Here is a 19,957-nt window from a genome sequence, read left to right as displayed (position 1 = left end):
AACTTATCTCAAGGCATATCTCAATTTAAGCCCGTATGAAACCAATCTGATATTATTTGTGAATTGTGTATCAAGTGTACTGTTGTAGTGCAGCTGTACTGGTATTGCAGGATTATATTCTACTAGATTTTTGTTGTTTTTATCTATTATGTCATTTAATCCATAGTCCAGATATAGTCCGATGTAAACGGAACTTCTGTCTCCTACTTTTTGTTTTAAACCTGTTTCAAACGTAGCTGAATATGAGGTTTTCGTAGTTACATCTTGTTTGCTTACTTTGATATCATCTGTACTTGCAAATCCTGCAAATGCCGGACCAAACAATTCAACATTGTATTGTGGATAATAACCGCTTGTAGTAAGATTGTCTATTTTTGTTTCATAGTTTCCGCTTACTGCAAATCCTACTTTAAAACCGGCAGCTATATAAAATTTTGTTGTTCCCGGATTCTCATATTGAATCGTAATTGGAACATTTACATATCCTAAATTTTGCTTTTCTCTTAATTGAGTTGCTTTGTATCTGAATTGAAATGATTCATTTTCGGCATCAATGGTTGTATATTGCCCTGCAAGATACGCGAATTTTACATCAGATCTATACGTTTGATATTCTGCACCAACACCAATACTTATGCCTTCGTTTAAATAATACGAATAGCGAAGTCCGGCACTGATTCCGTTTCCAGGAACTACTTCTCCGGCGCTGGGATATTTCAGAAATGAAAACGGACCTGCGACAGAAATTGATAATTCTTGTTTTTTATCCTGAGCATTACTTTTTAGACATGTTCCTAAAAGTACCGTAATCATCAACGTTGATGTTATATAGTTTATATATTTTTTCATCTTTAATTGTTTTTTATGGCAGTGCTATTGAATGAATAGCACTGCCAGATTTTATTTATTTACAATTACTTTTAGTGTTTTCTTGATATTACCAGTTTCAACAACTACAATATACATACTTGCTTCTGCCTGAGGTAATTCTATCTCAGTTTGTATTGAAGATGATTTAACCGTTTTGATCAATTGACCTGATACAGAATACAGACTAATTTGCATGTTTGCTAATTCTTCTGTAGAGAAATCTGCTTCAACAGTAATTGTTTTTCCACTTTGAATTGGATTTGGATAAAGTTTAGCATCTGCTGATTTCGATAGTGAAATTTTGCTTTTGCAAGTTTGAAGTACTTTTCCATCTTTTGTAGTCATTTTTACACTGTAATCTGCTGTAGGATCTAATGTTGTTCCTAAAGCATTTCCTGCTGTATAATATTGACCTGTTCCAATTAGCTGACCGTTTTTAAACCATTCGTAAGATACAAATTCGTAACCTCCATTAGTTAAAGGATTGTTATTTACAAGAAGTACGTTATTGAATTTTTGACGAACGATATCAAAGAATCCAAATGGTTTTTCTACAGTTATCGTATAAGTGTTACTTACAGTTCCATCTTCAGAAGTTACTGTTACGTTTTGTGTATAAATTCCAGGTTTTGGAGTAGTAATATTAAAGTTAGCAGATGGAGTAATCACAGCATTTGTTTCATTTACAATAGAAACACTTGGATTGTTTTCATCACATACCATTACATATTTGATATTATTACCAGGAGTCAGGAATGTTTGGCTTCCAATAGTAATTTTTGCAATTGATACGTCATTGTTCTTGATAACAAGAAGTTGAGAAACATCTGCAGCCGGTAAGTAATTACTATTACCATCCTGATGCGCCGTAATTAATATTGAACCCGCTCTTAACATACTTACTAAACCTGTAGTTGCGGAAACATTTGCAGCCGGCAGGGCAGTAGTAGAGGTAAATGAGTAGCGTATTGCCAATCCTGAATTTGCAATTGCGGCTAAATTGAAGGTATTAATTGCTCCAAGAATTTTAACTGGCAAGGCTGCAAAAGTAATCTGTTGTGCTGCTTTTTTAATTGTAAGCTGCGCAGTTAGAGTTACTGGAGTACAATTTGGCGTGCTTGCAGATGGTGTTACTGTAGCTGTTATGCTGTAATCACCTGCATTGATAGCTCCATTTGGTGTTCCTGATGCTGGAGTTATTGCATAAGTTACTGTTGCTCCTACAGGAAGATTACCTACTTGTATAGTATTAAGACTTCCGTTATAAGTAAACTCAGTATCGATAAATGTTACCAGATCTAATGGTGATGCTGTTACATTTACTGTTTGATTTTGAGTTGAAATATTTCCGTGTCCATCATTATAACTCCATGTAATTACATAAGTACCAACAGCCGAATAGTTTAAAGGATTGGTTGTTGTTGCATTGATTATTCCCGCACAGTTGTCAGTTGCTGTTGGAACAGGAATCTGAGCTGCTGTAATTGAACAACTAGCATTAATCGTAGGCAATGTTGCCAAATTAGGTACCGGAGCTGTTACATCAGGAATTGTTATTATGCTTAGTGCTTTTGTCACTGAACATCCGTTTGCATCAGTAATAGTTACAGTATAATTTCCTGCGCTAAGCCCTGTTGCAGTTGCAGCAGTTCCACCAGAAGGTAACCATGCGTAAGTATATATGCCAGTTCCTCCGGTTGCAGTTACAGTTGCAGATCCATCAGTTGCTCCAAGACAACTTACATTTACTTGTGTAGTTGTTGCAGTTAAGACAGCTGGTTCAGTGATTGCAACACTTTGAGTTGCACTACATCCATTTGAATCTGTTACTGTTACAGTATAATTTCCTGCACTAAGTCCTGTTGCAGTTGCAGCAGTTCCACCAGAAGGTAACCATACATATGTATAAGTACCAGTTCCGCCAGTTGCAGTTGCAGTCGCAGATCCATTACTTGCTCCACTACAAGAAACATTTGCGTCAACTGTAATAGAAGCAACTACTAAACTTGGTTCAGTTATCGTAACGCTTTGAGTTGTAAAACAGCTATTAGCATCTGTTACAGTTACTGTATAAGTTCCTGCAACAAGTCCTGTTGCTGTTGCAGCATTTCCACCAGAAGGTGACCATGCATAAGTATAGATACCAGTTCCTCCAATTGCTGTTGCAGTTGCAGATCCCGTAGCTCCTCCATGACAATTTACATTTGTTGGAGCAATTGTTGCAGTAATTGCATTAGGTTCCGTGATTGTAAAACTTTGTATTGCTGTACAATTGTTTGTATCTGTTACAGTTACTGTATAAGTTCCTGCGCTAAGTCCTGTTGCAGTTGCAGCAGTTCCACCAGAAGGTAACCAGGCGTATGTATAAGTTCCTGATCCACCAGCAGCAGTTACGGTTGCAGATCCTGTAGCTCCTCCATTACAAGAAACATCTGTTTGACCTAATGCTGAAGCTGTTAATACAGCTGGTTGTGCAATTGTAAAACTTTGTGTTGCTACACAACTGTTTGCATCTGTTACTGTTACTATATAAGTTCCCGGACTAAGTCCTGTTGCAGTTGCAGCAGTTCCGCCAGATGGTGCCCAAGCATAAGTATATAAGCCTGTTCCACCAGCTGCAGTTACAGTTGCTGATCCATTGTTAAGTCCATTACAAGTAACATCTGTTTTACTTGTTGCTGACGCTGTTAATGGAGTTGGTTCTGTGATTGTAAAACTTTGTGTTGCAGTACAATTGTTTGCATCTGTTACTGTTGCAATATAAGTTCCCGCACTAAGTCCAGTTGCAGTTGCAGCAGTTCCACCAGTAGGTGACCATGAATAGGTGTAAGTTCCTGTTCCTCCAGTTGCATTTACAGTGGCTGATCCATTGCTAAGTCCGTTGCAAGTAACATCTGTTTTACTTCCAATAGAAGCAACTAATGCAGTTGGTTGAGTTATAGTAACGCTTTGAGTTGTTGTACAACTATTAGCATCTGTTACTGTTACTATATAAGTTCCTGCGCTAAGTCCTGTTGCTGTTGCAGCAGTTCCTCCAGAAGGAGCCCATGAATAAGTGTATAAACCAGTTCCTCCAGTTACAGTTGCAGTTGCAGATCCTGTAGTTCCTCCGTTACAATTTACATCTACTGAAGCTATTGATGCAGTAAGCGCGTTAGGTTCTGTAATTGTAAAACTTTGTGTTGAAGTACAATTGTTTGCGTCTGTTACGGTTGCTATATAAGTTCCTGCACTAAGTCCAGAAGCTGTTGCAGCAATTCCGCCTGACGGAGACCATGAATAAGTATAAGTTCCTGTTCCTCCAGTTGCAGTTACAGTTGCAGATCCTGTAGTTCCTCCATTACAAGAAACATCCGTTTGACCTGCTGCTGAAGCTGTTAAAACAGTTGGTTCTACAATTGTAAAACTTTGTGTTGTAAAACAACTGTTAGCATCGGTAACCGTTACAGTATAAGTTCCCGGACTAAGACCAGTTGCAGTTGCAGCTGTTCCGCCTGATGGAGACCATGAATATGTATAAGTTCCTGTTCCTCCAGTTGCAGTTACAGTGGCTGATCCATTGTTAAGACCGTTGCAGGTAACATCAGTTTGACCTCCCACAGAAGCAACTAATGCAGCTGGTTCAGTTATAGTAACGCTTTCAGTTGTTGTACAGCTATTCACATCAGTTATTGTTACAGTATAAGTTCCTGCAGTAAGTCCTGAAGCTGTAGCGGCAGTACCACCAGAAGGCGCCCATGAATATGTATATGCACCAGTTCCTCCAGTTGCAGTTACAGTTGCAGATCCGTTTGCTCCACTATTACAGCTAACATTTGTTGGAGCAATTGTTGCTGTAAGTGCATTAGGTTCTGTTAAAGTAAAACTTTGTGTTGCAGTACAATTGTTAGTATCTGTTACTGTTACAGTATAAGTTCCTGCAGTAAGTCCGGTTGCTGTGTCAGCAGTTCCACCAGAAGGTGACCATGCGTATGTATATGTACCAGATCCTCCAGCTGCAATTACAGTTGCAGATCCTGTAGTTCCTCCATGACAAGAAACATCCGTTTGACCTGCTGCCGAAGCTGTTAAAACATTAGGTTCTACAATTGTAAAACTTTGTGTTTCAGTACAACCATTTCCATCAGTAACTGTTACAGTATAAGTTCCCGGACTAAGTCCAGTTGCAGTTGCAGCAGTTCCACCAGAAGGTGACCATGAATAAGTATATGCACCAGATCCTCCAGTTGCATTTACAGTTGCAGATCCATCGTTAAGTCCGTTGCAAGTAACATCTGTCTGACCTCCATTAGAAGCAACTAATGTACTTGGTTGAGTTAAAGTAACGCTTTCGGTTGTTGTACAGCTATTAGCATCTGTTACTGTTACGGTATAAGTTCCCGCAGTAAGTCCTGAAGCTGTTGCAGCAGTTCCGCCAGTTGGTGACCATGAATAAGTATATGCACCAGTTCCACCGGTTGCCGTTACAGTTGCAGATCCGTTTGTTCCTCCGTTACAGCTAACATTTGTTGGAGCAATTGTTGCAGTAAGAGCAGCAGGTTCTGTAATTGTAAAGGATTGAGTTGTTTGACATAAATTGCCATCTGTAATCGTTACAGTATAAGTTCCTGCAGTAAGTCCGGTTGCTGTATCTGCAGTTCCACCAGAAGGTGACCATGCATAAGTATAAGAACCAGCTCCGCCTGTTACAGCTACAGATGCAGATCCATTAGTTCCTCCGTGACATAATAAATCAACTTGAGATGGAGTAACTGCTAAAGCAGAAGGTTCAATAATTGTAAAAGTTTTTACAATAGAACAACCATTTGCCGATGTTATTGTTACTGAATAATTTCCAGCTGTAAGGTTGCTTGCAGTATCGCTATTTCCGCCAGACGGTGCCCAAACATAAGTAAATGGACCCGGTGCTCCTGATGGAATTACCGAAACTGAACCTGTATTTGTACCATTACATAAAACATCAGTTTGAGATGTAGCAGCAACTAAAGTATTCGTTGTATTAATAAAAAAGTTTTTAGTAAGTGTACATCCATTAGCATCTGTGATTGTACAAGTATGACTGCCTGCAGCTAATCCCGTTGCCAGTGCTGATGTCTGACCCGAAGACCATGCATAAGAATATGGAATTGCACCGCCGCTAACATTTACAGATGCCTGACCACCTATTGAACAGGTTGCATCTATTTGACTTGTTGTAGCACTTAAGATTGCAGGCTCAACAATAGTGATTGATTGTGATACAAAACAACCTTTAGCATCAGTAACTGTGCAGGTGTAAGTTCCAATTGCAAGTCCAGTTGCAGTTGCAGCAGTACCACCAGAAGGTGACCATGAATAGGTATAAGAACCATTTCCGCCTGCTGGAGTTGCAGTTGCAGTTCCTGTGGCTCCACCATTACATAATACATCAGTTTTGCTGAGTGACAATGTTAAAAGTGCAGGTTCGTCTATCGTAACACTTACTGTAGCGCCACATGTATTTCCATCTTGGATCAACACAGTATAAGTTCCCTGAGCAAGTCCTGATGCTGTAGCAGCGTTACCTCCGGTAGGTGACCATGAATATGTATATGAACCAACTCCTCCTGTTGGAGTTACAGTTGCTGATCCATTAGTTCCTCCATTACAGGAAACGTCTACTTTTGAGATCGTACCAGATAAGATAGTAGGACTACCAATAGTAATAGTTTTAGTTAATATACATCCTTTTGAATCGGTAATTGTACAAGTATAATCTCCGGCAGGTCTGCCTGAAATTGATGATGTTGTACCACCCAAAGGTGCCCATGAATAAGAATAATTTGGAGTTCCTCCTGATACCGTAACACTTGCAGTTCCATTAGATCCGCCAAAACAACTAACATCAGTTGATGCTGTAGTTGCTGAAAGGGCAGCTGCTGGTTCATTAATAGTGAAACCCTGAGTTGTTGAACAAGCATTATCATCAGTTACAGTTACAACATAATTTCCGGCAGCTAATCCTGAAGCTGTTGCTCCTGTACCACCAGATGGCGACCAAGAGTAAGAGTAAGAGCCAGTTCCGCCAGTTACATTTACAGTAGCTGATCCCGTAGTATCACCATAACAATCTACATTAACAGTTGTTCCTTGTGTAGCAGTTAATGCTGTTGGTTCTGTTATTGTAATTGTTTCTGTAGTAGAACAACTATTACTATCTGTAATTGTTATCGTATAAGTTCCTGCTGTTAAACCTGTAGCAGTATCTGCAGTACCTCCTGTAGGTGACCATGAGTAAGTATAACCAGGTGTTCCGCCTGATACAACTACACTGGCAGAACCAGTTGCAGCTCCATTACATAATACATCAACATGAGAAGGCGTTACTGCTAAAGCAGATGGCTCTACAAGTGTAAAAGATTGTGTTGTTGAACAACCTTTAGCATCGGTAACGGTAACAGTATATGTACCGTCCGCAAGACCTGAAGCAGTAGCTGCAGTTCCTCCAGATGGTGACCATGAATAAGTATAAGGTGAAGTTCCTCCCGAAACTACAACAGTTGCAGATCCGTTTGTTCCAGTATTACAACTCGGATTAGTAAATGTATCTTGAGAAGCTACTAATACAGGTGGTTCAGTAATAGTAAAAGCTTGTGTTACTGAGCAAGATAAAGAATTAGTAATAGTTACAGAATAATTTCCTGCCAATAAATTTGATGCTGTGGCTGAAGTTGCACCATTACTCCAAAGATAAGTATAGGTTCCCGTTCCTCCTCCTCCTGTAGGAGTAACCGTTGCAGAACCATTATTGCCTCCATTACAACTTACATTTACTTGTGTTGGAGTAGGATTTATAGCTGTTCTTGTTCCTACAAAGATATTACTTATAGTTCGGCTACATGCATTAGCATCAGTAATTGTAACACTGTAAGTTCCAGTGACAAGTCCAGAAGCTGATGCGGTAGTAGCTCCGTTTGACCATAAGTAGGTATAACTTGGAGTACCTCCAAATGCAGCAACAGTAGCAATACCATCAGCACCTCCAAAACAAGTAACTGAGCTACCACTTATACTTCCATTAAGAGTTGCTGTTGGTCCACCTACAACAATTCCAGTAACAGTAGTTGGGCACCCATTATTATCTGTGATAGTAACGCTATAAGTTCCAGATCCAAGATTAGAGGCTGTTGCTCCGGTACCTCCAGATGGAGACCATGAGTAAGTATATCCTGGAGTACCTCCTGATGCAGTAACTGTAGCACTACCATTATTTGCTCCAAAACAAGTAACCGGTGTAGTAACATAAGTTCCGCTAACAGCGGCTGTAGGTCCTCCTACAACGATTCCGGGTATAGTTACAGAACATAAATTTGCATCTTTAACTGTGACACTATAAGTTCCAGCTGCAAGTCCTGTTGTAGTAGCAGTTGTAGCTCCGTTTGACCACAAATATGTTTTTGTTCCTGTTCCTCCAGCTGGAGTAACAGTTGCAGTACCATTAGTCCCTAGAAAACAAGAAACCTGTGTTGTAGAAGTTGTTGCTGACAGAGCAGCTGTTGGTCCTCCAACACTAATACCGGGAATAGTTTTTGAACAAGCATTACCATCTGTAACAGTAACACTATAAGTTCCGGGTGCAAGCCCCGAAGCAGTAGCAGTCGTAGCTCCGTTAGACCATAGGTAAGTATATGATCCAACACCTCCTGTTGGAGTAATAGTCGCAGTACCATTATTTAATCCAAAACAAGTTTCTGCCGTTGTTGAAGGTGTTCCAACAATTACTGGAGGTTCTGTTATTGTAAAAGTTCTGGTAATTTGTGTTCCTTCACCATCAGTAATAGTTACAGAATAATTTCCGGCAGTAAGAGTAGAAGCTGTTGCTCCGCTTCCTCCAGACGGAGACCATAAATAAGTATAGCTTAATGTACCACCAGTTACATTAACAGTGGCTGAACCAGTATTACCTCCATTACAAAGTATGTCAACTTGTGGAGTCGATGAGGTACTTAAACCTGCACCTGTATTAAATGTCGATTCAGTACCATAACTGGTACCGGCACTATTTGTAGCATAAGCTCGATAATGAATAGTTGTTCCAGAAGGAAGTCCTGTTATAGTAGCACTAAAGTTACCAATTCCAGTTCCGTTTTGAACTTTATGATCAGCACCAACAGTTGGAGCTGCCGTTGTAGCCCAAACAATACCTCTTTGAACGGTTGCATCACCGCCATCTACAGTTAAATTTCCACCCATTACAGCAGAAACAGCTTTAACACTTGTAGCTGTAGTAGTTGAAACAGTTGCCACTACTACAGTAGATACTGCAGGTGTAGGATAACTAGTAGGAATAATTCCTAAATCAACGTTTCCGGTACTATGCGACCAGTATGTGGCTGACGGATTATTAATTTTAGACAATAAATCAGCAGTTGTACCTGTCAAAGTTCCTATGTATTTACTGTTATTTTGTTCAGGGGGAACTCCTCCCGGAAACAACGAAATACAAGTTGTACCATTAGTTAAACCAGGTGGTAATGAACTCTCAGATGATCCACCTGCTGCTGCACCTGCTGCTGTAGTCCATGTAGTTATAGGGTCGTAAATTGAAGAATTATAATCTGCATGTATACCTGCAATAAACGTAGGTGATGCCGGTTGTGGACCTGTTGCAGATTGATACGCCAATATCTGGTCGCCGGCAGTAGGAAGATTAAAACCTGTATTCAACGCAAGTGTTATTCCGCTTGAGCCTGTGACTGTAAAAACATCAGCCGAACTTTCGACTATTGATATAATTCTACCAGCGGGTGTAAAGGCTGGAACAGTCCATAATAAATGAGTTTCGGGGTTTGATGGAATCCATGCACCGTTTCCCCATCCACATTCTGTAAAATATACAAGCGTTCCGGCATTGATATCTTTAAGAGTGATAAAAGAGAAACCATCAGTTGGAGTTCCCGCTTGATAACCAATAAAGGCTATATCACCTGGTGCCAAGACAGTTGCCTGGGCTTTAAGGTTTTGTTGTACAAAGAATGTACACAAAAAGATGATAAATAAGAGTAATTTTTTTTTCATAACATACAGTTTAGTTTAATGACATAAATAGGCATTTTGCCATCCGCCTACATAATCGGGCTTTGTAAATGAATTAAAAGCTCTGGTAAATTGCCCGTCATTTACGAATGTTTCAATTTTATTAAAGCTTATATCGTTAGAAGAATCAAAATTTAATTTATACATATAATGATTAAATATTGTTCTGTTAGTGTCCTTATCAAATTCAATATTGCCTCTTGGTCCAGTAATATTCAATTTGTCAATCTGGTTAATTAAAGAACTTGTACTAAGATTGTTTTCTGCATTTAGAAGAAGGTTTTCTAATATAAGTCCATTTTCATATCCCAAAATAGAAAAGACTGTTGGGACCTCTGAGTATTTATTTTTATAGTCCTCAGTAAAATTGCTGTTATCACTATCATTTTGCATCCATGAACTCACTACATAAAGATCGTGCGGGTCATTTTTATAATCTTCAAGAATTTTATCATTGATAAAAAACGGAGTAACATAAAACGGATACTTTTTAGTGATTTTATTTTGACTTACAAAATCAGCATTTTCTTTTGCATACAAACCACTGTAGAAAGCAAAAACAGCATCTGGTTCATACGAGTTAATAAACTGTCCCATGTATTCAGATTCGTCTTCTCTGGGCACAAAAGGAGTGATGTAGTGGCCTGAAAAAATAGGTTTTTCTTTAAAAGCATATTCAATTGCCGCCAGCATACCATAACCGGAATCATAAAATGAAGTTGAGGTTACGACTTTTTGATAGTTTTTGGCAGTTAGATAAGTTCCTAAATGATAACAGGATTCCGTTAATCCAAAAGAATTTATGTAAACACCTTTATAAGGAGATGTTTCATAAGGCATAGTTGCTCCCGTATCTGCGGCAAGCAATAGAATATCGTTTTTGGAGGTATAATTATAAACCTCAGACATATTATAATGCCCAAAAAAACCAACAATAATAGATATATCCTCTTGAAAATTTAATTTTTGTATTTTATCAATTATCATTTTTTCATCAGCACCAATACCAATGCTCTCTACAAAAAATTTCACATTGAGATTATTAAGTTTTAATCCTCTCATAAAATCTTTGTCCAGAGTTGGGTATTGTTGTGATTTCGGAATTAGAATTCCTATTTTAATAATATCTTCCATAAAATGAGATTAAAAAAACAGAGGCATAATTGCCTCTGTTTCATTTTAATTGTATTAGTTTCTACTTGGGAAAATTCCTTCCATAGCGATACAAAAGTTTATACCTAAGTATGGATCTCTTGAAGCAAATGGTTGGCTACCTCCAGCAACACCTGTAGCACCACTAATTGTTGCAGTTACACCACCAACAGCATTAGTTGTTCCTCCAGGTTCACTATAGATATTTGGAGTATTACCGCCAGCAGCAAAATTATTATTACCGCCATCAGGATCATTACTGATTGGTTTTAAGCTTATTGCATTGACAGCCACAGCAATAGGAGATGTACCCGCAGTAAGAGGATGACCATGTATAGGCATATTGTTTGCTGTAAGCGTAATGGTTTCAGTACCACTTATTTGTCCCATAACAATATTAGTTAATCCATTTCCTTGTCCTTGACCTACAAGAGATCTACCTCTTAAATCAGGCAAAGCAAATGTAGATGTCCCATTGCCTCCATAAGTTGTTCCAAGTAAGGCAAAGAGTGCATTGTATTGCGATATGGGAACTAGTTGCCCATAACATAATTGCCAACCTCTTGGGTTAAAGTTAAATCCAAATGCTAGAATTGTTCCTAAAAATACGTCCATAATTTTTTTGTTTAATTGGTTAGTTAATAAATTAGATTTGTTAATGATTTCAAGATTTTAAATTGAAATATATTTTTGTTAATGAAATGCTAAATTACTCTATATAAGTTGCTTAGAAACAGGTGTTTTTACCTGTTTTTAAATGAACTGCTGTTGATTTAGGATTCTTCTTACGAAGTAATTCTTCTTTCAAACTTTCCAGCGCTATCATTTCTCTTTTCAGTTTTTAAAATTAAATATCCAACGCGTAAAATCTGGATAATATGACACAGAACGGTTTTTTCGTGTCATAAAATCGCTTTTTGGTGTCACAGTAATTTTGATTGATTGTTGCTGAAGAAGCTTGATTTTTGTCAATCAAAACACAGAAACTTTATTGAAAGTTGTAATAGGGAATATCTTTGTAGGCTTATACTGAAGTATGCTTTTTCGATTTGAGATAATAAATTTATAAAATAAATATGACATAACTATCAGAAAAACAGAGTTTTCTAAGTTTATTCTTATTTTATCTTAATCAAAGAGTCTTTTTAAAATAATGAACTGAAAATTTTAAATAGTTATATATTAAAAGAAAACGATTAAAAACATCAGAAAATAGGATTGAAAGTAGTTCAAAAACAAATCGCTATTTGAATCCACAACATCTATATTTGTTAAAGTCCGCTTCGAATGTCATTTAAAAGGTTTTCTATTTTGGTTACTTCATTTTTAGAAATGTTATTTGAGGTATCCAAAGGTTTAAACGAAACATCTCCAGTTGCTTTTTTTGTATTATTTTTTCTAAATAAACTCCATTTTATTCTAATGGTTTTGTACGCATATTTTGCCACCTGACCAGAAACTGACCATATTACCCGTAATCTGGAATATTTTTGAGGATGATTTTTTACGGCAGTTCCTAAATGCCTAATATTTGATTCAAAAGGAATCATGTGTGTATTTGCATCTCTTGCACCGGCAACTAAATTTGTAGAATCGGTTTTTCCGCCTAATCCGGCTCCTCTTATATGCAACCATTCCCAACGCTGATTCCCAACTCTGCCTAGTAACCATGCATAGCCGGCAGCATTAGTATTTGCCATGTTTTTATATTGACCGTCACCTCTGCCTTTTCCAACCGGAGTATCTCTAAAGGTTACATCTTGCGGTGGAGTTGCTACATTTACTGGGACATAAATTTTAAGACTGTTTAAATAAAAATAAATATCTTAGAATTATGAAAAAACGAGTTTACAGTGCTGAGTTTAAATCATCAGCAGTACGATTAAGTTACGAGCGAGAAAACATCAAAGAATTAGCAGATGAACTAGGCGTCCAGGTAGAGCGTATTTATAAATGGAGGTCTTCTCAAAAAACATTTACTAATCTACAACCAATTATTTCTAAAAAGACAGAGATAGATTCTTTAGAAGTAAAACAATTACGAAAAGCCCTTAAAGAAAAAGAATTAGAGCTTGAGATATTAAAAAAGGCCGTTCACATCTTTTCCAAGAGCGATGGGAAATCTACCAATTTATAGTCAGCTATAAACATTTATATCCTATTGAAAAGATGTGCAGCGTTTTAAAAGTAAGCCGAAGTAGTTATTATAGATGGTTCAGTGGCGGTCCTTCTAATAGATTTATAGAAAATAGTCTATTTACAGATTTAATAAAAGAAGTTTTTGATCTAAGCAGTCAAACTTACGGAAGTCCCAGAATAGCGGAACAGCTAAAAAGAAAAGGATATAAAATATCCAAAAGGAAAGTTGCTAAATTGATGCTTCTTAATGGCTGGAGAAGTAAACTTAAAAGACGCTTTAAAGTAACCACAGATTCTAATCATCGATATCCAGTGTGCAGTAATCATCTCAATAGAAATTTTACACCAAAATCACTTAATGAGGTTTGGGTGTCTGATATAACCTATATAAGAACAGCTGCCGGCTGGTTATATCTTACTACTATTATTGATTTATATGACAGGCAGGTTATAGGATGGTCGTTAAGCACACGAATGTATACCGATCAAACGATTATTCCAGCTTGGAAAATGGCAGTATCAAAAAGAGAAATAACAGAATCTTTACTTTTTCATTCAGATAGAGGAATACAATATGCTTCGATAGAATTCAGAAAATTGATTAATAAAAATACTTTAATCACTCAAAGTATGAGTAGAAAAGCTAATTGTTGGGATAATGCTGTAGCTGAAAGTTTTTTCAAGACCCTTAAAGCAGAACTTATCTATCAGCATAAATTCACAACCATTGAAGAAGCTAAATTAGCAGTCTTTGAATATATAGAAGTATGGTATAATAGAAAACGTCTGCATTCTTCTTTGGGATATAAAACACCTAAAGAAATGGAACTAGAATTTTATAAAATAGAAAGTGTAGCATAGGTCTTAGAAAATTTGTCCGACTTTTTGTTGCAAGTCCAGAAAGCTTTTGCTGCAAAGCAGATACAGGACGATTATCCATTAATTGAATCGCATTTTTCCCACTCTGACTATTAGCTGTCGAAGTTATTGAATGATTTTGGGTAAAATATTTTCCTGAGTACTGATCCATTTTAGTTGCATTAAATTCTTCAAAAAATAAACTGATTGCTCATCGGATAATTATTTTGAATCGTTGAGCAGTTTTTGTTCAATTAATTTAAAAACTGCTCATTGATTTGTGTGAAACATCTAAATTCATATTACATAGCCGAAAAACCTGTTTTAACACTCTGATACATTGGTTTGTGTGTGAGTGTATCAACATTATAAGTTTGACCTCCACCCGGCTTATAAGATTGCGGTATAATACCGGTTGTAAAAGATCCGGAGTGTTTTGTCATTCCAAAAGTACTTTCAGAACCTGTTTTAAGAGTGGTTTGATTCAGGAATTGAAATACACAAGCGCCTAAAAAGTTACCTCGCGGATGTGAATTTTGTATTTGAGAAAGAACGTAATCAGCTTGCTGTTCTTCCGTTTTTACAGGCCAATCCCAATCCTGTTTGATAGGAGCACCCATTTCTGTAAAGAAAAAAGGAATATTAGGAAAATATTTAGGAAATGTTACATCAATATAATTTCTAATATAGTCGCCAGAGTTTTGGGGATTTATAGAAGCAATAAATCTATTATTCCAAACATTTTCTAAACCAATATTCTTAAGAGCTGCTTGAAGTTTTTGGATAGCAATAATTCCGGGTATATTTGTATGTGTTGGATCTGCAAATGAAACTGGCGAAGTAATTGGCAATAAATTTGACGTCGGAATTCCTAGTTTTGTTTCAATATTGATAAGAATCTGAATCATCTTAGCGACATCCGTTACTGTAAATTCTCCAGGTTGATCAAATTCATTACCAATTCCCCAGATTCCAGCGGCTTTATGCGGAGTTGTTCCGGCATTGTAAATTTCAATTACCATTGCTGTAATAAAAGCTGTTACATCTTTTCCCTTATTTAATTGTACCAGAAAATAATTAGAAATAGGAACAAAAACTTTAATATTATTAGCAGCACACTCATTTAAAAAGGATATGTGCGATCTTTGATTTTGTCCTGGTTCCTGACCCGGATATGGTGGTGTACTCCAATCGTAGAGATGTAAAAAATTTACTCTAAGATCATTGGCAAAATTAGAAAGATCGCCACGACCGCCATTTGCTTTTCCCCATATAAGAGGAAACGTAGAATTGGTAAAATCAGTGTCAAAATACTTTTCAGGAGGGTTTAATGCATCATCTGATGGTGCCGGTACATAAGCACTTCCTCTTAAAGGAAATAATGCCGAAGCATTTGGAATTCTTGAAATGTCGCTCATTTTTGTAGTTTTTAAAGATTAATATTTAGATTAAGTTTATTAGAGATTCCTTACTCTGAACAGTTTTCTGGTTTAGAATATTGGCAATAGATTGTGTTTTTGCTTTTTCATAACTATTTTCCATATCGTATTAAAATATTAGGAACCCGTTATTAAATCTGTGAATTGGAGCTTTTTTCTTCTAATGTTTTGTCTTTATTAATTTTCTTCATTAAAATGTCGAGCTGCTCAGCTAGAGATTCCAACTCTTTAAAATATTTTTTTGCTCTCTCATGTTCTGTTTTAAGAGATTCGAGTTTCTGGTTCAATGAGAATACAAGTTTGGCTGTTGGCATTCCTGATATAAAACCTAGGAAGCCAAGTGGCATTTTAAGAGCATCTTCTACCTTCTTTATGCTTTGAGGAATTCCTGTTTGTATTTGATTATCAGCATGAAGACCTTCAGATTCTGCCATTGTCAGAAGGTGCTTAGCGGCTAACTTAGTATCTGGAGTATCGTGATTGCTTTGCAAAAATTCTTTGATAATTTCTATAAGACTTGGAAGATCTTTGGCTTTTTTGAAACCGGTATATTGAACAGGTAATGGAATAATTAAATGCTCTGTCCCACTATATGGATCTGTTATTTTCTGTACTCTATTCCACGCTAGTGCAGCATCCATAAACCGTGGTGATGGAACACCCATGCTCTTCAAATTTATAGCTCCAGGCTGCAGTTGTGCCGATTTCCCTGCCGCAGCCACATATCCCCATTCTATTGAACCCAGATAAGTCTTTTGCATTGGACCATCCAGAATGATCGCCGCAGTTTCTGCAAGAAATAGTGAACCTCCATTTTTTGGGTGGGTTGGGGTATCTTCCAGTATTGCAGGTATTATGGTATTATTTTTTCTATAACCTGTTTGAGTTTTGTTTCCTTTATACCCATGAGACGGTAAGGTATTTTTTGGGTTGGGTGTATCGGAAAGTTTTTCTGGCAATGCTTCATGACCTGAATGATAGTTTGAGAATCCATATGCTACTGGACTAGTCGTTTGTAGAAATTTCTTTTTCCCATAACCGAGCACTCCTTTTGTTTCTCCAAACGGAAGTTGATCTACTCTCCAGCCTTTGTTATCCCCTTCAAGAACCTGGCCTTTCATTGGCCCAAAGTCGCTGTCTTTTGTAGCATGCTCACCTTTATCTGTATAAAGGTCTCTTTTTACTGTTTGGACAAGACCTATTCGTCCCTCAACTTTTTCATTGGGTTCAAATTTCAACTCGATATGTGCCCCTGATACAGGTGCCGTAGCTGGAATGGTTTGGTACGGATCAGCAATAAATTTTCCATAATCTGTAGTTTGCTCGCTTTTTAATTGTCTTACAGAGCTACTTCCATTATTATTTCCTGTCTTAAGCGTATTGGGTTGCTTAATTTCTTTTTTCAATTGGATTGCTTTCGCACCCATAACATCTGCTTCCTTTTCGAGACCGGTATCATCATTGACATTCACTTTTCCCTTCATTTGCAAAGTAGGTTTTACTCTGCCTTGTTTTTGCTGTACTACGTGCCAAGCCTCGTGCGGTAAATGTTTTTCTTGTCCGGATGCAAGATGAATATCTGTTCCCTGCGCATAAGCATGAGCATTAAGCTGAGCAGGTTTATCAGAGTTATAATGAACCTTTACATCATCCATAGAATGACCGGAAAGATTTTCGATTCCGGATTTTAGATTATTAGGCAAGCCAGTATTGTTTGCTTTTCTTTGAACAGGAGGGAAAGAAGCTTGTTGCTTTATAGTTTTTTCAGCAAGTTTTTGTTGTACAACAGAATATTCCCGATTGTTTTTTAATTGAACAGCACTAGTCCCACCGCCATTATTAGCAGAAGCTTCAGTTGTTTTATTTTCCGATATTTTGTCGTGTTGCTGTATCATTTTTAATTTTTAAAACATCGTTATGATTAATGATAGACATTTTGTTTTAATGTAAGAATCTTCAACTCTCGAATTTCCCTGGCTTGTGTTGTTTCCAGATCTTTAATTTCTTTATCGATTTTACGTAATTCTTGTGCAGCTGTTGATGACTCACTTAAATTAACTTCTAAATTTTTGTTTTCTAAAATTAATTTTTCGATTTCTTGGTTTAGTTTGTCATTTTCTTCTTTTAATGCTATTTGATCGATCGATAACTCTTTAGCATGCGCACTCATTTCATTTCTAGAACCAGTTTTTAGTTTTATTTCGTCTGAAATGTCTCTTTTTTTTTGATCAGCGATTGATACTCTGGCTGTAAAACTAGCAGAAGTATTTTCTCCATAAACTCTTGATTTATCTGCTTCTTCCTTAGATTTAATTTTTTCTAGAGCTTCAATCTCTTTTGACAATTTGCTTTCCATATCTTTTGGTTTAACCTCAGGATATTTAACTTGCAAAGCAGCTATTTTTTTATGCCATGCTGTATAAACTATACCGAATCCTTTACCTGCGTTATGTAACTCTTTATAATCTGCTTCAAGTTCCGTAATCTTGTCCTCCAATTTTTTTATTCTGGATTCGATAGCAAGCATTTGCAATTCAAATTTTTTAGAAGTTTTTGCTTCTTTATCCCATCCTTTTTTCTCATAATTCAAATTGTTAATTTGTTCTTCTAGTCCTTCGACCTCGGCATTAAATTTGTTTAATTTTTTGGTGGTATTTTTTAATTTTTGTTCCACATTTGTAAGATCTTGTTTCAAACTTAATTGCTTTTCTTTACCTTCGGCAAATGCTTTTTCCAGTACCTTTTCTTGACTTGCCAAAGGGCTTTTTTGTTCCTTTTCTTGTTTTAGAGCAGTTAATTTTTTTGTTGATTGTTCTATACTATAACTTGTTTTATCGATTTCCATTCTAACTCTTTCCGTAATACCTTGTCTCTCAAGTTCTACTACTTCAGATGCTACTTTTGCTAATTGCATTTGACAAACGTGACAAGAAGGAACATCTTCATCATGCATCGTAAAGCTATCCCCCTCAGCAGTTAGCTTATTATAAATCAACACTTTTGAATTGGGGTTCCCTGATACAAAAACTTCGGTCAAGCCCATTTTTGCCGAACCAGTAAAAGCTTTAGGATCAACGGTTTTTGCCACTGACAAAGCTACCGCAGCTGAACAGTTAGCAGGAAAGGACCCTAAATCTTCTTTGTTCACACTTCTTTTTCTAACTACTTTTCTATCTTCATAAGCAAAGTATTTGTCATTTTTACCTATTTCGTCACTGACATCTTCTTCGTATTTTGCTTCATCTTCAGGAGAAATCGAGGTTTTATCATAAACTTTATTATTGAACAATTGAAAATCTTTTTCCAAAATCATTTCAACTAATTTTACCATTTCAGGTTTATTTCCTGAAAGCGCAAAAATTTGTTGACCATCAGGAAGAACCAAAAGACCTAGCATAAATTTGTTAGTATCTAATTGACGAGAATCAATAATTAACTTGCGGGCCTTATTAACAAGAGAAGTACTCAAAGCAGTTTTACTTATAGTGTAGGGAGCTTCATTTTCTAATGCCAGTTTTTTTGCACCCCCATTTTTGCCTTTATGCACAGGATTTGGGTGATGAGGCTTTTTGGTTTCAGAGTCGTTTACAATATCAATTACATTTTTTATCTGTTGCGTAGCTCTCACAATCTCTTTTTTATAGAGCGCATCTCGTATAATATCCATCCATAAATGAGCATCTTTATGTCCACTTATAGCCTCTTCAAAATTTTGTCCGCGATTATTAATTACTGTTCCATAGACGTATTTTTCAAGTTCTTCAATATCTTTTGCTTCCGGAGGAAGATTGAACAAAATCATTCTTTGTACTATTCCCTGACTTTCATGTCCACAGGGAAGCAAAATACCAGATACTGGAGGTAATTTGCTAATTTTAGACAATTGTTTAACTTGGGGTATAGAAACGTTTGATTCTATAATTTGAATACCAGTTTTTTTTAACTGAATATTCAAAGCTTTATTCCCCATAACATCAGCTTCCTTTTCTAAACCTGAATCATCATTTACATTCACTTTTCCCTTCATTTGTAAATTAGGTTTCACCCGTCCTTGTTTTTGTTGTACAACGTGCCAAGCTTCATGTGGCAAATGTTTTTCTTGTCCTGAAGCTATATGTATATCAGATCCCTGAGCATAAGCATGAGCATTAAGCTGAGCAGGTTTATCAGAGTTATAATGCACTTTGACATCATCCATAGAATGACCCGAAAGATTTTCTATTCCGGATTTTAGATTATTGGGCAAGCCAGTATTGTTTGCTTTTCTTTGAACAGGAGTAAAAGAAGCTTGTTGCGTTGCAGCACTTCTCTCAGCAAGCTTTCTTTGTACAACAGAATATTTCCGATTGTTTTTTAATTGCACAGCAGTAGTCCCGCCACCATTATAGGCAGCAGTTACGGCTGTTTTATTTTCGGATATTTTGTCGTGTTGTTGCGTCATTTTC

10 protein-coding genes are annotated in these 19,957 nt (G+C 36.8%); 2 read left to right on the top strand and 8 right to left on the bottom strand.

What is annotated here, in order from left to right:
- Positions 1-3: 3 nt before the first annotated feature.
- The 5 genes from CLU81_RS00975 to CLU81_RS00955 all read right to left on the bottom strand — a co-directional run bounded on the left by CLU81_RS00975 (position 4) and on the right by CLU81_RS00955 (position 12,776).
- A complete protein-coding gene (locus CLU81_RS00975; RefSeq protein WP_099708116.1) occupies positions 4-849 on the bottom strand; it encodes an outer membrane beta-barrel protein in 846 nt (281 codons plus the stop codon).
- Between the two features lie 51 nt (positions 850-900).
- Complete coding sequence (locus CLU81_RS00970; protein ID WP_099708115.1) at positions 901-9,906, bottom strand: T9SS type A sorting domain-containing protein; 9,006 nt, start codon at positions 9,904-9,906, stop codon at positions 901-903.
- 15 nt (positions 9,907-9,921) lie between these two features.
- Positions 9,922-11,058 (bottom strand): ABC transporter substrate-binding protein, encoded by a 1,137-nt coding sequence (locus CLU81_RS00965; RefSeq protein WP_099708114.1) that lies wholly within the window; start codon positions 11,056-11,058, stop codon positions 9,922-9,924.
- A 54-nt stretch (positions 11,059-11,112) separates the two neighbouring features.
- The gene (locus tag CLU81_RS00960) at positions 11,113-11,691 is read right to left on the bottom strand and encodes a phage tail protein (RefSeq protein WP_099708113.1); all 579 of its coding nucleotides are present in this window, start codon (positions 11,689-11,691) and stop codon (positions 11,113-11,115) included.
- Between the two features lie 656 nt (positions 11,692-12,347).
- Positions 12,348-12,776 carry a hypothetical protein gene (locus CLU81_RS00955; RefSeq protein ID WP_099708112.1) on the bottom strand — a complete coding sequence of 143 codons (429 nt, stop codon included), beginning with the start codon at positions 12,774-12,776 and terminating at the stop codon, positions 12,348-12,350.
- A 134-nt stretch (positions 12,777-12,910) separates the two neighbouring features.
- Here CLU81_RS00955 and CLU81_RS00950 point away from each other — a divergent pair, with 134 nt between their 5' ends.
- Together CLU81_RS00950 and CLU81_RS00945 are read left to right on the top strand one after the other, a co-directional pair.
- A complete protein-coding gene (locus tag CLU81_RS00950; protein WP_099707978.1) occupies positions 12,911-13,213 on the top strand; it encodes a transposase in 303 nt (100 codons plus the stop codon).
- Positions 13,156-14,076, top strand: a complete 921-nt coding sequence (locus CLU81_RS00945; protein WP_144444448.1) for an IS3 family transposase — start codon at positions 13,156-13,158, stop codon at positions 14,074-14,076. The genes CLU81_RS00950 and CLU81_RS00945 overlap by 58 nt, the downstream gene beginning before the upstream one ends.
- 299 nt (positions 14,077-14,375) lie before the next feature.
- Here CLU81_RS00945 and CLU81_RS00935 read toward each other — a convergent pair whose 3' ends face one another.
- The 3 genes from CLU81_RS00935 to CLU81_RS00925 all read right to left on the bottom strand — a co-directional run bounded on the left by CLU81_RS00935 (position 14,376) and on the right by CLU81_RS00925 (position 19,953).
- Positions 14,376-15,491, bottom strand: coding sequence for a hypothetical protein (locus CLU81_RS00935; RefSeq protein ID WP_099708110.1), 1,116 nt, complete (start codon positions 15,489-15,491; stop codon positions 14,376-14,378).
- 152 nt (positions 15,492-15,643) lie between these two features.
- Positions 15,644-17,407 (bottom strand): DUF4157 domain-containing protein, encoded by a 1,764-nt coding sequence (locus CLU81_RS00930; RefSeq protein WP_099708109.1) that lies wholly within the window; start codon positions 17,405-17,407, stop codon positions 15,644-15,646.
- 26 nt (positions 17,408-17,433) lie between these two features.
- Positions 17,434-19,953 carry a DUF4157 domain-containing protein gene (locus tag CLU81_RS00925; RefSeq protein ID WP_099708108.1) on the bottom strand — a complete coding sequence of 840 codons (2,520 nt, stop codon included), beginning with the start codon at positions 19,951-19,953 and terminating at the stop codon, positions 17,434-17,436.
- Positions 19,954-19,957 lie beyond the last annotated feature (4 nt).

The organism is Flavobacterium sp. 9, from assembly GCF_002754195.1.
Taxonomy (GTDB): domain Bacteria; phylum Bacteroidota; class Bacteroidia; order Flavobacteriales; family Flavobacteriaceae; genus Flavobacterium.
The sequence above is the reverse complement of the archived record's forward strand: the minus strand, read 5'-3'. Positions and strand labels throughout refer to the sequence as shown.

Bases quoted from the DNA above. Each gene is read 5' to 3' on its own strand.
- CLU81_RS00950 (WP_099707978.1), top strand. From the start codon at position 12,911: ATGAAAAAACGAGTTTACAGTGCTGAGTTTAAATCATCAGCAGTACGA.
- CLU81_RS00955 (WP_099708112.1), bottom strand. From the start codon at position 12,776: ATGGCAAATACTAATGCTGCCGGCTATGCATGGTTACTAGGCAGAGTT.
- CLU81_RS00935 (WP_099708110.1), bottom strand. From the start codon at position 15,491: ATGAGCGACATTTCAAGAATTCCAAATGCTTCGGCATTATTTCCTTTA.
- CLU81_RS00975 (WP_099708116.1), bottom strand. From the start codon at position 849: ATGAAAAAATATATAAACTATATAACATCAACGTTGATGATTACGGTA.
- CLU81_RS00970 (WP_099708115.1), bottom strand. From the start codon at position 9,906: ATGAAAAAAAAATTACTCTTATTTATCATCTTTTTGTGTACATTCTTT.
- CLU81_RS00965 (WP_099708114.1), bottom strand. From the start codon at position 11,058: ATGGAAGATATTATTAAAATAGGAATTCTAATTCCGAAATCACAACAA.
- CLU81_RS00925 (WP_099708108.1), bottom strand. From the start codon at position 19,953: ATGACGCAACAACACGACAAAATATCCGAAAATAAAACAGCCGTAACT.
- CLU81_RS00960 (WP_099708113.1), bottom strand. From the start codon at position 11,691: ATGGACGTATTTTTAGGAACAATTCTAGCATTTGGATTTAACTTTAAC.
- CLU81_RS00930 (WP_099708109.1), bottom strand. From the start codon at position 17,407: ATGATACAGCAACACGACAAAATATCGGAAAATAAAACAACTGAAGCT.